General features: G+C 35.4%; 12 protein-coding genes. All 12 read left to right on the forward strand.

The window, feature by feature from the left end; all coding sequences use genetic code 11:
• Positions 1-14 precede the first annotated feature (14 nt).
• The 12 genes from SJY30_RS07500 (at position 15) to SJY30_RS07555 (ending at position 14,504) form a co-directional block, all read left to right on the forward strand.
• Positions 15-2,219, forward strand: a complete 2,205-nt coding sequence (locus tag SJY30_RS07500) for a RelA/SpoT family protein (protein ID WP_396634947.1) — start codon at positions 15-17, stop codon at positions 2,217-2,219.
• Between the two features lie 50 nt (positions 2,220-2,269).
• The gene (locus SJY30_RS07505; protein WP_396634948.1) at positions 2,270-2,740 is read left to right on the forward strand and encodes a Fur family transcriptional regulator; all 471 of its coding nucleotides are present in this window, start codon (positions 2,270-2,272) and stop codon (positions 2,738-2,740) included.
• Between the two features lie 25 nt (positions 2,741-2,765).
• Positions 2,766-4,037, forward strand: a complete 1,272-nt coding sequence (locus SJY30_RS07510) for an adenylosuccinate synthase (protein ID WP_396634949.1) — start codon at positions 2,766-2,768, stop codon at positions 4,035-4,037.
• Between the two features lie 137 nt (positions 4,038-4,174).
• A complete protein-coding gene (locus SJY30_RS07515) occupies positions 4,175-4,951 on the forward strand; it encodes a DUF1080 domain-containing protein (protein ID WP_396634950.1) in 777 nt (258 codons plus the stop codon).
• 11 nt (positions 4,952-4,962) lie between these two features.
• A complete protein-coding gene (locus SJY30_RS07520) occupies positions 4,963-6,399 on the forward strand; it encodes a Gfo/Idh/MocA family protein (protein WP_396634951.1) in 1,437 nt (478 codons plus the stop codon).
• Positions 6,400-6,441: 42 nt separating this feature from the next.
• On the forward strand, positions 6,442-7,284 hold the full coding sequence (locus tag SJY30_RS07525) for a sugar phosphate isomerase/epimerase family protein (protein WP_396634952.1): 843 nt from the start codon (positions 6,442-6,444) through the stop codon (positions 7,282-7,284).
• A gap of 134 nt (positions 7,285-7,418) precedes the next feature.
• Positions 7,419-9,122: an OstA-like protein gene (locus tag SJY30_RS07530; protein ID WP_396634953.1), complete on the forward strand. Its 1,704-nt coding sequence runs from the start codon at positions 7,419-7,421 to the stop codon at positions 9,120-9,122.
• Between the two features lie 9 nt (positions 9,123-9,131).
• Positions 9,132-10,307 carry an aspartate aminotransferase family protein gene (locus SJY30_RS07535; RefSeq protein WP_396634954.1) on the forward strand — a complete coding sequence of 392 codons (1,176 nt, stop codon included), beginning with the start codon at positions 9,132-9,134 and terminating at the stop codon, positions 10,305-10,307.
• Between the two features lie 104 nt (positions 10,308-10,411).
• A complete protein-coding gene (locus SJY30_RS07540) occupies positions 10,412-11,815 on the forward strand; it encodes a tetratricopeptide repeat protein (RefSeq protein ID WP_396634955.1) in 1,404 nt (467 codons plus the stop codon).
• Positions 11,816-11,832: 17 nt separating this feature from the next.
• On the forward strand, positions 11,833-12,747 hold the full coding sequence (locus SJY30_RS07545; protein ID WP_396634956.1) for a DUF368 domain-containing protein: 915 nt from the start codon (positions 11,833-11,835) through the stop codon (positions 12,745-12,747).
• Between the two features lie 13 nt (positions 12,748-12,760).
• Positions 12,761-13,780 (forward strand): DUF368 domain-containing protein, encoded by a 1,020-nt coding sequence (locus tag SJY30_RS07550; protein ID WP_396634957.1) that lies wholly within the window; start codon positions 12,761-12,763, stop codon positions 13,778-13,780.
• Positions 13,752-14,504, forward strand: a complete 753-nt coding sequence (locus tag SJY30_RS07555; protein ID WP_396634958.1) for a shikimate dehydrogenase family protein — start codon at positions 13,752-13,754, stop codon at positions 14,502-14,504. The genes SJY30_RS07550 and SJY30_RS07555 overlap by 29 nt, the downstream gene beginning before the upstream one ends.
• Positions 14,505-14,566 lie beyond the last annotated feature (62 nt).

The raw sequence follows: 14,566 nt of genomic DNA on the forward strand, positions 1-14,566 counted from the left end.
ATTTTTAATCTAGTATGACACAGGCAGCGATAGAAGAGGAAAATAAGCTTATAGCTCAAGAGTATAAAGAGTTACTTCGAATTAGTTATCAAACATTGACAGATGATGATAAAAAACTAATACGAAGCGCTTTTGAGGTCGCTGTTGATGCGCACAAAACACAACGAAGAAAATCTGGCGAAGCTTATATTTTTCACCCTATAGCAGTAGCAAAAATAGTAGCTTCTGAAATTGGACTTGATGCCGTTTCCATAGCCTCTGCCCTATTACATGATGTAGTTGAAGACACCGAGTACACTTTAGACGATATTGACCGTATGTTCGGTGAAACCGTAGCGCGTATTGTTGATGGACTCACCAAAATATCGCATTTAAAGAAAGACATGAATATCTCTCAGCAAGCAGAGAATTTCAGAAAAATGCTCTTGACCTTAAATGATGATGTACGTGTAATTATCATTAAGATTGCCGATAGATATCACAACATGCTCACCATGGATTCTATGCCAGAGCACAAGCAAGTAAAAATCGCATCGGAAACATTGTATATCTATGCTCCTCTTGCCCATAGAATTGGTCTTTACAACATTAAAACAGAATTAGAAGATTTAAGTTTAAAATATACAGAGCCAGAAGTTTACAACTCTATTAAAGATAAAATAGAAGATAGTAAAGAAGACCAACAAGCTTATATTGATGCATTTTCTGGCACAATTGACAATTCACTTAAAAAAGAAGGTCTCAATTACATTATAAAAGGGAGGATGAAATCTATCTTCTCTATGCGCAAAAAGATGATTGCCCAAAATGTAACTTTTGAGGAAATCTACGATAAATTTGCCATTAGAATTATTTACAAATCAGACCCGCAGAATGAAAAGTTTCTTGCTTGGAAAATATATTCCATAGTTACAGATCACTTTACCCCGAACCCCGTTAGATTAAGAGATTGGATATCCTCCCCTAAGTCAACAGGCTATGAAGCCTTGCACATTACCGTTATGGGACCAAAAGGGAAATGGGTAGAAGTGCAGATCAGAAGTGAACGAATGCACGAAATAGCTGAAAAAGGGTATGCTGCGCATTTTAAATACAAACACGGCGATCAAAAAGAACAAGGTATAGAAGTGTGGTTAAACAAACTACAAGAAGCTTTGGAGAATGCAAATACCAATGCTGTTGATTTTGTAGAAGAATTTAAGCTGAACCTATATTCAAAAGAAATATTTGTTTTTACCCCAAAAGGAGAATTAAGGTCTTTGCCCAAAGGTGCAACGCCACTAGATTTTTCTTTTAACATACATACAGAAGTTGGTATGCGTACCAGAGGCGCTAAGGTCAACGGTAAACTCGTTCCTTTGAACACCACACTTTCAAGCGGAGATCAAGTGGAGATTATTACCTCTGATCAAGCTAAACCAAATCAAAACTGGTTAGACTATGCCACTACCGCTAGAGCTAGGGCAAAAATTAAATCTGTTTTAAGGGAAGAGAAAAAAGCAGTTGCCGAAGATGGAAAAGAGATTTTACGTAGAAAATTAAAGTCTCAGAAAATTTCGCTCAACGAAGACTCCATCAATAAAATGGTTTCCTTCTTTAAATTAAAAACAAGTTTAGATTTGTTTTATAGAGTTGGTATAGGCTCTATTGACAATACCATGATCAAAGACTTTGCTTCTTCTTACAGTAATGCATTCATTAGTTTCTTTAAAAACAGAATGCGCAAATCGCCAACACAAGAAGATATCAACAAAGATGAAATCACTTCTAAGTATGACATGCTTGTTTTTGGCAAGGAAGAAGAAAAACTAGAATACAAGTTATCGCAATGTTGTAATCCTATACCAGGAGATGAAGTATTTGGCTTTGTAAGTGTTTCTGAAGGAATTAAGGTGCACAAAAAAAATTGTCCGAATGCTATTTCATTACAGTCAAACTATGCCTACCGTATTATTAGTGCAAAATGGATAGATTCATCGCAACAAGAATACCAAGCTGACATTGTTATGACCGGTATTGATAACTTAGGACTTGTAAATGATATTACAGAAGTTATATCTGATATTATGCACGTAAATATGCGTAATTTAAATTTCAGCACTGATGGTGGCACCTTTAAAGGTAAGATTACCGTAGTGGTCAAAAACAAAGCTGTATTGAAAAAATTGACCGATAATCTTATGAACATCAACGGTATTGATAAAGTTACTCGTATTTAGAAAAAGGAAATTAAAATTTAACTGTACCTTTGTGTATTAATGTAGTAAATATGTCTTCTGATAAAAATCAAGAAATTGTAAAAAACGTCTTCACAACCTTTTTAGAGGACAAAGGACATAGAAAAACCCCAGAACGTTACGCTATTCTTCAAGAGATATATGAAAGTGATGAACATTTTGATATAGAGTCTCTTTATATTAAAATGAAGAATAAAAACTATCGTGTAAGTAGGGCTACCTTATACAACACCATTGAACTTCTCTTAGATTGTAAATTGGTACGTAAGCATCAGTTTGGAAAGAATCAGGCACAATATGAAAAATCATATTTTGATCGCCAGCATGACCATGTCATACTAACGGATACGGGTGAGGTCATGGAATTTTGTGATCCAAGAATACAGTCTATTAAAAAAACTATAGAAGAAGTTTTCGACATAACCATAAATACGCATTCCCTATATTTTTATGGGACTAAAAATACTCCTGCTAAAAATGCAGGCAAAAAAGAAATTAAATAAAACTAACCAAGTATATAAAATTTAGATGGCAGTAGATTTATTGTTAGGCCTACAATGGGGTGACGAAGGAAAAGGAAAAATCGTTGATGTATTAACTAGAGATTACGACATTATTGCACGTTTTCAAGGCGGTCCAAATGCTGGTCACACCTTAGAATTTGATGGTATTAAACACGTTCTTAGAACTATTCCTTCCGGAATTTTTCATGAAAAGGCAATGAACGTTATCGGTAACGGTGTTGTTATCGATCCAGTTGTTTTTGTAAAAGAACTAGAAGGCTTAGACCAGTTCGATATAGATTACAAGGCTAAACTTATTATCTCTAGAAAAGCACATTTAATATTACCGACACACCGTTTGTTAGATGCCGCATCTGAAGCATCTAAAGGAAAAGCAAAAATTGGTTCTACATTAAAAGGTATTGGTCCAACGTATATGGACAAGACCGGTAGAAACGGTATGCGTATTGGAGATTTAGAATTGGATTCTTGGAAAGAAAAGTACCGTCATTTAGCAGACAAACACGAGGCTATGATCAGCTTCTATAATGTTGATGTGCAATATGACTTAGAAGAAATGGAAGTCGAATTTTTTGATGCTGTAGAGCGTTTAAAAGAATTAACTTTTATTGATAGTGAAGAGTATTTGAACGAAGCTATTAAAGCAGGTAAAACTATACTAGCAGAAGGCGCTCAAGGATCTTTATTAGATATCGATTTTGGAACATACCCTTTTGTTACTTCATCTAATACAACTGCAGCAGGTGCTTGTACAGGTTTAGGTATTGCTCCAAATAAAGTAAAAGAGGTATTTGGTATTTTTAAAGCATATACAACACGTGTCGGTTCCGGTCCTTTCCCAACAGAGTTATTTGACGAAGTTGGTGCAGAAATGGCTAAAGTAGGTCACGAATTTGGTGCGGTAACCGGTAGACCACGTCGTTGTGGCTGGTTAGATCTTGTAGCATTAAAATATGCTTGTCAAGTTAACGGTGTTACACAATTAAATATGATGAAAGGTGATGTACTTTCTGGTTTTGATAGCCTGCAAGTATGTACTGCCTATAAGTATAAGGGTAAGACTATAACTCATTTTCCATATAACATAGAACCAGAAAATGTAACTCCTGTTTACACTGAGTTTCCATGTTGGAAAGAAGATTTAACCAAAATGACTTCAGCAGACCAGTTGCCGAAAGAACTTAACGAGTACATCGATTTCCTTGAAAAAGAATTAGAAGTGCCGATCAAGATTGTTTCTGTAGGTCCAGATAGAACACAGACAATATTGAGATAAACATTAAGCGACCAGAATAGGTTGTTCAACTTTCAGAAATGGCGATATAGGGAAATACCTTTATCGCCATTCTTTTTTTTTGTATTTTCAAGTTTGTGCAAAATGTACATTTTCACAATTCAGCAACAACTTAACAAATGAAAATACCCACCTATGCTTCCTTGCTATTTTTTCTTGTTTTAGCGACATCTTGCAAGTCAGAAAAAAAAGAAAAAGCAGAAGAAAAAAACAATGAATGGATTACTCTTTTCGATGGTAATACCACAAAAGGATGGCGCGCATACAACGGCAAAGAACTGCCACCAGGTTGGATAGCTAAAGATGGAGAATTACAGTTTGATACAGAATTGGGTATGGAGCAAGATTACACCGGTGGCACAGATATTATTTATGGCGCAGAAGAGTTTGATAATTTTGAACTCTATGTAGAATGGAAATTGCCGAAAGGTGGAAACAGCGGTATTTTCTACCACTTGAAAGAAGGTTATGATAGTCCGCCAGAAGTTGCACCAGAATATCAATTGATAGATGATGAAAACTATGCCAGCATTCACGACATTACTGATTATAACTTAAGCCTAGGTTATACAGAAAAGCCAGAGGAATTAAAGCCACTTCAGCAAACCGCCTCTGATTATGCCATGCATGCCGCTAATCCAGAAGGTAAAATACTGCATCCGGTGGGGCAATGGAACACTACTAGAATCATTTTCACCCCAGAACAGGTAGAGCACTGGTTAAACGGTAAGAAGGTGGTTTCTTTTATACCGTGGGATGAAGCTTGGTACGAGAAGAAGAATTCGGATAAATGGAAAAATAGTGAAGACTACGGTAAGTTTAAAACCGGCTATATCGGTTTTCAAGATCATTCTAGCCCTATTTGGTTCAGAAACATAAAAATCAAAAAACTTTAACCACCACACCAATGAACAAAAGAGACTTTCTAAAAAATGCAGCTACATTATCAACATTTGTATTACTTCCATCCGGACTTTGGTCTTGCAAAAAAGAGGTCAAAAAATTGACAAGGTTAAAAACTGCACACATTGGTGTTGGCAATATGGGAGCCGAAGATTTAAAAGCCATTTCATCTCACAGCAAGGTTGATGTCACCGCATTATGCGATGTTGATGCAAACAATTTAGCAGCTGCAAAAGAACTTCATCCTAATGCAAAAACATATACCGACTATAGAGTGATGTTAAAAGAAATGGGCGATGAGATCGATGCCGTTATTGTTTCTACACCAGATCACACCCATGCACCAGCTTCTATGATGGCTATGGAAATGGACAAGCCTGTGTATTGCCAGAAACCATTGACCCATTATGTATCTGAAGCAAGGGCGATGAACAAGCTTGCCGAAGAAAAAGGATTGGTTACTCAAATGGGAATTCAGGTACATTCGTTCTATGACTACAAATTGGCAACGTTATTAATACAATCCGGTATCATAGGTAAAGTACATACGGTTCGTGCATGGTCACCAAAAGATTGGGGTTATGACGGAGCTGAACCTACTGGATCTGACCCAATACCAGCATCATTAGATTGGAATCTTTGGCTAGGTACTTCGGCAGAAAGACCTTACAAGGAAGGCTTCTATCACCCAGGCAACTGGAGAAAGTTAGTTGATTATGGTTGTGGGACATTAGGTGACATGGGCGTACATATTTTTGATACGCCGTATAACGCATTGGCTCTACAAGTTCCAAAGACGATTAAAAATGAATGTAGGGAACCGAATGGATTCGGTTTTCCACAGAACAACGTCGTCACTTATGAATTTCCTCAAACAGAATATACTACGGAAACTTTAAAATGGGTTTGGTATGATGGTCCGCGTGCACCAAAAGACCATGAAGATTTAATATTACCAGGGGCTGAAAATATGGCAACTACTGAAGGTACTACCGAGGAAACTATGGAAGACAAGATGTCCTTAAAAACAAAAACAGTAGATGAAGGGGCGTTACCAGATCAAGGTGCCATGTTCATTGGTGAAAAAGGAAGATTATTGCTACCTCATTTCATGCAACTACCAAAAAAGATTGTAGATGGCAAATATGTAGATATTTCTGCAGAAATAGAGGCGGTAGAAAAAGCCAATAATATGGCAAAACCAATTAGAGATTATGATTTGGAAGGACCAAAACATTACCATCAGTTTGTAGATGCTTGTTTGGGAACAGATGAAACTACCGCTCCTTTCTCTTATGCATCTAGACTAACGGAAACCATTCTATTAGGTGTAATCGCCGGTAGATTCCCTAACCAAACATTACATTGGGATAGCGAGAACGCAAAATTTGCCGAAGATGAAGCCAATTCATTTTTAGAAGGAGAATACAGAAGTTTCTAAATATAACCTTAGAACAAAAGACACCACATTTAAATTAAAAGCATGGCTTTATCAAGAAAAAATTTCATTAAAACGAGCGGTTTAGGTGTTTTGGCACTAGGTACCGCATCATTCAAATCTGGTCAAACTAATAATACCGACATAACGTACACAGACCATCAACTACATATCGGTTTAGCATCTTTCACCCTAAGAAAATATAGCTTAGATGAACTAATTGATATAACAACGCGTCTAAACATAAAAGATGTCGCTTTTAAAAGTTTTCATTTACCCTATAATGCGAGCAAGAAAGAGCTGATAGATATACGCAAAAAAGTTAAAGCCAGTGGTTTAAACCTATATGGCGGTGGAGTAATTTATATGAAAACCCCAGAAGACGTGGAGACATATTTTAATTACGCCGAAAATGCTGGTTTACCAATGATTATTGGAGCACCCGAGCATCATTTATTACCTCAGGTGGAAGAAAAAGTAAAAAAAACAAATATTAAATTGGCTATTCATAATCACGGACCAGAAGATAAAATTTTTCCTTCTCCGCAAAGTGTTTATGATCAAATAAAAGGATTAGATGATAGAATAGGCTTATGTATAGACGTAGGTCACACCTTTAGATTAGGTTTAGATCCTGCAGAAGAATTAATTAAATATCAAGATAAATTATTCGATGTGCATATCAAGGATATTGACGCAGCTATTGAAGAAGGTGATAAAACAGTCTTAGGCCATGGCAAAATAGATATACCGGCAATACTGACAGCATTAAAGAATATGAAGTATACTGGCGTTGTAGCCATTGAATACGAAAAAGATGCCGACCACGCTATTTATGGCTTATCAGAATCTTTAGGATATATCAGAGGAATACTTAAAACCACTTAAACCAAAGCATTAGTACTGTTTATCACTTAAAGAATACTAAAAGAATAAAGAAACTTTTAGGTGTAAAATCCCAAAAGTATCTTAACCATGACAAGGCTCTTTTAAAATGTCCTATTTTTGAAAAAATTTTTAGGTTGAAAAAGATTTATCCAGTAGTTCTTTTATGCTTAGCATGTTCTCTTTTTGGCTATTCCCAGCAGAATACTACCGAAGAAGAGCCCAAACAAATTAATATCGTCTACGGTGCCAATTTCACTAAAAACGAAGCCGAATATCCAGGTGCTTCTATTTTTAGTAAAGATACCCGTCAAGTTCAATTTGAACACCAAGGTGCCGATTTGTGGTGCGATGTTGCTATTTATTACCAATTAGAAAATAGATTGGAAGCTATTGGCAATGTCATTCTAAAGCAGGGAGATTCCGTTGAGATGACCAGTAAAAAAATCAACTATTTAGGTGATGTAAAATTGGCTAAAGCCTGGGGTAATGTTGTATTGACAAATTCTGACATGACCTTAAGAACAGATACCTTACGTTTAGATCGCGAAAAGCAAGAAGCCTTTTATCAAGATAACGGTACTGTGGTAGATTCAGCAAATACGTTGACCAGTAAAATTGGTAAGTATTTTATGGAACTTAAAAAATATCAGTTTTTAGACAGCGTACATGTTAAAAATCCTGAATATACGTTAGACTCAGAACAATTAGACTATTACACGAATTCTAAAAACGCCTATATGTACGGTCCGTCAACTATAAACGGAGAAACATATAAAATATATTGTGAAAGAGGATTTTATGACACTAAAGTAGAAACCGGCTACGGCATTAAAAACACTCGTATAGATTATAACAACAGAATTATAGAAGGTGATAGTGTTTACTTTAACAAGGCAGAAGAATTTGCATCTGCCACCAACAACATTACCGTTACAGATACTATAAACAATGGTATTATCAGAGCACATTATGCCGAGGTATTTAAAGCTAAAGATTCAGTATTTGCAACAAGAAGAGCAGTTTCTATTTCTGTTCAAGAAAGAGATTCTCTTTATGTTCATGGAGATACATTAATGGTCACCGGAAAACCAGAAGATAGAATTCTACGAGCTTTTAGAAATGCTAAATTCTACAAGACAGATTTAAGCGGTAAATGTGATAGCATACATTCAGAACAAAAAACGGGTATTACCCAATTAATTAAAAATCCTATTATCTGGAACGGTGCCAACCAAATGACGGGTGACAGCATTCACTTAAAATCAAACCTAGAAACTGAAAAACTAGACTCCTTAAAAGTATTGAACAATGCCTTTATAATTTCTTTGGACAGTGTTAGCATGACCGGATATAACCAAGCCAAGGGGATTAATTTATACGGAAAGTTTATTGAAAATGAATTAAAACTTATAGACTTGGTTCAAAATACTGAAGTGGTATACTATATGTACAATGATGATGACGAACTAATAGGTATTGATAAAACTGTGTGTAGCAAAATAAGAATTACTATGGCAGAAAATGACATAGAAAACTTGACTTTTTATACAGACCCAGATGGCGATATTTTCCCTGAGAAAGACCTACCCAAGAATAGTAGAATATTAAAAGGCTTTGTATGGCGTGGAGATGAACGCATATTAACTAAGGATGATATTTTTGATGAAGATGATAATAATCTAAAACTAGTAGTTATCAATGGTATTGACAACCCAATAGATATTGATGCCGAAGAGCAACAACGAAGTCAAAATGAATCTGACCCGGTCAATAATATTCCTACACAAGATAAAGCAACAGACCCTAAAAAATCGGTGAAGCCTAAAAAGGTGAAATAACTATTTCACATGAACAAAGACTTTCTAAAATATCAAGCACAAACTTCTCCCTACCCTTTGGGCATGGAAGTTTCCCGTGCCAGCGGCAGTTATATTTATGACACCAATGGTAGTGCGCATTTAGATTTTGTTGCAGGTGTTTCGGCATGTACTCTTGGTCATTGTCACCCAGATGTGGTAGCTGCCATAAAAAAGCAAGTAGGTAAATATATGCACGTTATGGTGTATGGCGAATATGCACAATCACCAGCAACCATATACACTAAATTGCTTGCGGATAATTTACCCGAACCTCTAGAGGTAACCTACTTGGTTAATTCTGGAACAGAAGCTATTGAAGGTGCATTAAAATTGGCGCGCAGATATACTGGTCGTTCAGAAATTATTGCAGCTAAATCCGCCTATCATGGTAATACCATGGGTAGTTTGAGTCTTATGGATTTTGAAGAGCGCAAAAGTGTTTTTAGACCTTTATTACCAGATATTTATCATATCAGTTTCAATAACGAAGAAGATTTAGAGAAGATAACCTCTAAAACTGCCTGTGTTATTTTAGAGACCATACAAGGTGGCGCTGGTTTTATACTTCCAACAAAAGACTATTTAAAGAAAGTAAAAGCGCGTTGCAAAGAAATGGGAGCGCTTTTGATACTTGATGAAATACAGCCCGGTTTTGGCAGAACAGGAAAGCTATTTGCATTTGAACATTTTAACTGCATTCCCGATATTTTAGTTATCGGCAAAGGTATGGCATCTGGTTTGCCCGTTGGTGCTTTTACAGCCAGTAAAGAAATTATGCATACGCTAAGTGAGAATCCTAAAATGGGTCACATAACTACTTTTGGCGGTAATCCGGTAATTGCGGCATCTAGCTTAGCTACATTAAACGTGCTGTTAAACTCGACTTTAATTGCTGACACTTTAATAAAAGAAAAACTCTTTAAATCGTTATTAAAACATCCGAAGATAAAAGAAATTAGAGGTAAGGGATTAATGCTTGCCTTAATAATGGATACTCCCGAAACAGCCAATGAATTGGTATTAAAAGCAAAAGAGAAAAATCTTATTCTTTTTTGGTTATTATTTGAAAATAGAGCGGTAAGAATTTCCCCGCCATTAACCATTTCAGAAAAAGAAATCAAAGATGGTTGTGCTATAATCTTGGCACTTCTTAATAGTATGTAAATCAACGTTGTTAACTAATTTGTTAATAATATCGATTAGCAATGTGGCTGAAACACCTTACAATCACTTACTTTTAAAATATCTTGTAAAACCAAATAGTGCCTATGGCGTTAGAATCTAACGAGAGACCGAACAAGCCAATAACAAAATTTGAATCAATGTTAAAGACAGATGATGTCTATTTCTTTGATGCAGAGGATTTTGAAGATATTGTGCACCATTACCTAAATCATGGTAAAATTTCTTTGGCTAAAAAAGGAATTAAAATTGGTTTACAGCAGCATCCAGCTTCTATAGAACTAAAATTGCTGCAGGTAGAAGTCATGGTTTTTGAAAACCAGATGGAAAAAGCCGAAGCCCTGCTAGATGAATTACAGCAGTTGGACAATAACAATGATGAAATTTACATTCAACGTGCCAACATTTATTCTAAGAGAGATGACCATGCTGGCGCAATAGAATTACTACAAAAAGCATTAAGCTTCACTAATAATAGTTTTGATATCTACAGCCTACTGGGTATGGAGTATTTGTTCATGGACAACTTCAATAATGCCAAAGAGAGCTTTATGAAATGTGTGGAGTTTGACGAACAGGATTATTCATCGCTCTATAATGTGGTGTATTGCTTTGAATTTCTTGAGGATTATGATGGTGCTATAGTTTACTTAAACAGCTATTTAGAAAAGAATCCGTATTGCGAAGTAGCTTGGCATCAATTAGGTAAGCAGTATTATTTTAAAGAAATGTATACTGAAGCCTTGACTGCTTTTGATTTTGCAGTTATTTCAGATGATACTTTTATTGGCGCTTACTTTGAAAAGGGAAAAGTTCTTGAGAAGTTAGGTCGCCATAAAGAGGCCATTGAAAATTACGAAACCACCATTTCCATTGAAGATCCTACCTCTCATGCATTTTTGAGAATAGGTAAATGCTATGAAAAACTTAAGGATACTGAAATGGCCAAGTACTATTTCTACCAAACAGTGCATGAAGATCCACTTTTAGACAAAGGCTGGTTGGCGATTACAAATCTATATTATAATAGTAGAGATTTTGAAAAGGCAGTTTTCTATATTAATAAAGCTTTGAATATTGATGGTGAGAATCCGCAATACTGGAAAAAGTGTGCGCAAATTCACATGGCCTTAAAGAATTATGACCAAGCAGATTTCGCTTTTAAACAAGCAGTTGACCTTGGTAATTTTGAAATAGATACATGGTTAAACTGGGCAGAGGTTGTTCACATTAACGGAGAAGAATCTGCTGCAGTAGAAATCTTAGCCCAAGGAAGAGAGTTTTATCCTGAAAATTTAAAACTTTTATATAGATCTGTAGGCTACCTACTACTTGCCAAAGACCCTATCAATGCACGTATTATGTTAATGGATGCATTGAAGATTGACAAAAAGCAGAAAAAACTACATTTGTTCACTGAAAATTTTCCAGAATACGGCAAGTCTGAATGGACACAAGAAATTGTAAGAAAATACAATAAAATCCCTTAGAAAAGGTTCTACATTTCATGGACAATAGAAAACTAAAAGATTACACCTTCATATCTTTAAAAGGTATGGCAATGGGTATTGCCGAATTAGTACCAGGAGTATCTGGTGGCACAATAGCCTTTGTAACAGGCATATACGAAGAATTTATCACCTCTATCAATAACCTTAATCTAAAAACTTTAAAAGTTTTAAAGGAAGAAGGCTTTAAAATGTTTTGGGAGAAATTGAACGGTAACTTTCTTTTAGCCCTACTAATTGGTATGATGATCAGTATTTTCTCATTATCAAAAGTTATTGCTTGGTTATTAGAAGAACACCCAATTGTAACTTGGTCGTTCTTTTTTGGCTTGGTATTGGCAAGTGTCATTTTCGTCGCTAAATCCATAAAAAAATGGAATGTATTGGCAATTGTATTGTTCATAATCGGTACTGCAAGTGCTTTTTACATTACTACCCTACCCCCTTCTACTAGTTCAGGAAGTTTACCTTTTATATTTCTATCGGGTGCCATAGCTATTTGCGCCATGGTTCTACCTGGTATTTCAGGGTCTTTTATACTGGTATTACTGGGTTCTTACAAAACCGTTTTAGAAGCGGTTAATGAAAAAGATTTCGGCATTATTATAACTTTTGCATTTGGTGCCGCGTTTGGTATTTTAAGTTTTGCAAGAATTTTAAAATGGATGTTCACCAATTATAAAGATGCTACTTTAGCCGTATTAACAGGATTCATTTTAGGATCCTTGAACAAAATATGGCCTTGGAAAAATATTATCGAAGTTATTCAAATCGGTAAAAAAGAAATTATCGTTGACGAAAATATTTCTCCGTTCGCTTTTCAAGGTGATAATCAATTAACCTTTGCTATTGTAGCTGCTGTAATAGGTTTTTCTCTTATTTTTATATTAGAAAAATCAGCTTCTAAGAAGTAACGCTAAAAGCTACATGAACGAAACCCGATCCTTTACCGATAAATTTTTCTTGATCGTTAAGGGACTTTGCATGGGCGCTGCCAATAAAGTGCCTGGCGTTTCTGGTGGTATAGTTGCTTTTGTTGGTGGTTTCTACGAAGAATTTATTTATTCGCTACAAAAAGTAAATGGCAAAGCCTTTAAACTTCTTGTTAACGGAAGACTCAAAAGCTTTTACAGATATATTAACGGTTCTTTTTTAACCCTGCTCATTTTTGGCATGCTTGTTAGCTACTTCAGTATATCCAAAGTATTGGATTACTTTTTGGTTAAACGAGAACTCTATGTTTGGGCTGCTTTTTTTGGTATGATCCTAGGATCCATATATTACATAGGTAAAGATTTCGATTATTGGAAAAAGAAAACATTTACCGCTGCCATTATAGGCTTAAGTGTTGGTGTAGCCATTAGTTTTCTTAGTCCCGCAAAGGAAAACGACAACTTACTTTTTATTTTTTTATGTGGAATGATCAGTGTATCTGGTATGACTTTACCTGGGCTTTCGGGTTCCTTTATATTAATATTACTAGGTAATTACGTACTCCTTTTAGTAGATTCCGTTAATGCCTTATACGATACATTCTCAGAACTATTAGTAGGTGATTTTAGCTTTACTTCCAATACGGAAAGGTTGCATACGCTCAAGATTTTAGCGGTATTCACCCTAGGTTCCGCTACAGGCTTAGTAACCCTATCCCATTTATTAACTTATGTTTTAAAACACTATAAACACATTACTACGGCTACTATTTTAGGTTTCATTACAGGATCTTTAGGAGTAGTATGGCCGTGGAAAAGAACCATTTTTAAAACGGGAATTAATGGAGAAAATATTTTAGATACGAACGAAAAACCGATAATAATGAACTATGAAAGGTTTCTACCAGATTTGACCACCGTAGAAAACTGGACAGCTATTTTCTTTATTATCATAGGTATTAGTATTTTGCTACTTTTAGATTGGTATGGAAAGAACAGAAGAACAGAAAGCTAATTACGGCTTGATAGGAAAAGATATTTCTTATTCATTTTCAAGAGGATATTTTAAAAAGAAATTCGAAGATATGGGGTTGGATCAATGCCAATATCAAAATTTCGATTTGCAAGCCATATCAGAATTCCCGACTATATTTGAAACTACAGAAAACGTAAAGGGGCTAAACATAACTATACCTTATAAAGAAGAGGTCATGGCTTTTTTAGATGATATGGATATGGCTGCAAAAAAAATTGGAGCCGTGAATACCATAAAATTTACAGAAAATGGTTTAGTTGGTTTCAATACCGATGCCTATGGGTTTGAGAAATCTATAGAACCATATTTAAAAGAACACCATAAAAAGGCATTGATCTTAGGTACGGGAGGAGCATCAAAAGCAATCGCATTTGTATTGGATGAATTAGGAATTAATTTTTCTTTTGTGTCCAGAAGTGGTAAAAATAATGGATATACCTATAGTGAGTTAACTAATGATATTATTGCTGACCATACCTTGATCATAAACTGCTCTCCAGTAGGTACCTTCCCCAAAATTGAAGAAAAACCTGCAATTCCGTATTCCCAAATCAACAAACAACACCTTCTTTTTGATCTCATCTATAATCCTGAAGTAACTGCTTTTCTTGCTGCCGGTAAAGCTAATGGCGCATCTACATGTAACGGACATAAAATGTTAGAGTTTCAGGCCGAAAAATCATGGGAAATTTGGAATCGATAACTATCCTTCTTTACACATATCTATTAGAAGGACAATGTAAAATATAGGTTTACGCTAGATTA

It is taken from the genome of Maribacter sp. R86514 (genome assembly GCF_044597005.1).
Classification (GTDB): Bacteria; Bacteroidota; Bacteroidia; order Flavobacteriales; family Flavobacteriaceae; genus Maribacter.

Coding starts and splice junctions, on each gene's coding strand:
- SJY30_RS07500 (WP_396634947.1), top strand. CDS start 15: ATGACACAGGCAGCGATAGAAGAGGAAAATAAGCTTATAGCTCAAGAG.
- SJY30_RS07505 (WP_396634948.1), top strand. CDS start 2,270: ATGTCTTCTGATAAAAATCAAGAAATTGTAAAAAACGTCTTCACAACC.
- SJY30_RS07510 (WP_396634949.1), top strand. CDS start 2,766: ATGGCAGTAGATTTATTGTTAGGCCTACAATGGGGTGACGAAGGAAAA.
- SJY30_RS07515 (WP_396634950.1), top strand. CDS start 4,175: ATGAAAATACCCACCTATGCTTCCTTGCTATTTTTTCTTGTTTTAGCG.
- SJY30_RS07520 (WP_396634951.1), top strand. CDS start 4,963: ATGAACAAAAGAGACTTTCTAAAAAATGCAGCTACATTATCAACATTT.
- SJY30_RS07525 (WP_396634952.1), top strand. CDS start 6,442: ATGGCTTTATCAAGAAAAAATTTCATTAAAACGAGCGGTTTAGGTGTT.
- SJY30_RS07535 (WP_396634954.1), top strand. CDS start 9,132: ATGAACAAAGACTTTCTAAAATATCAAGCACAAACTTCTCCCTACCCT.
- SJY30_RS07540 (WP_396634955.1), top strand. CDS start 10,412: ATGGCGTTAGAATCTAACGAGAGACCGAACAAGCCAATAACAAAATTT.
- SJY30_RS07545 (WP_396634956.1), top strand. CDS start 11,833: ATGGACAATAGAAAACTAAAAGATTACACCTTCATATCTTTAAAAGGT.
- SJY30_RS07550 (WP_396634957.1), top strand. CDS start 12,761: ATGAACGAAACCCGATCCTTTACCGATAAATTTTTCTTGATCGTTAAG.
- SJY30_RS07555 (WP_396634958.1), top strand. CDS start 13,752: ATGGAAAGAACAGAAGAACAGAAAGCTAATTACGGCTTGATAGGAAAA.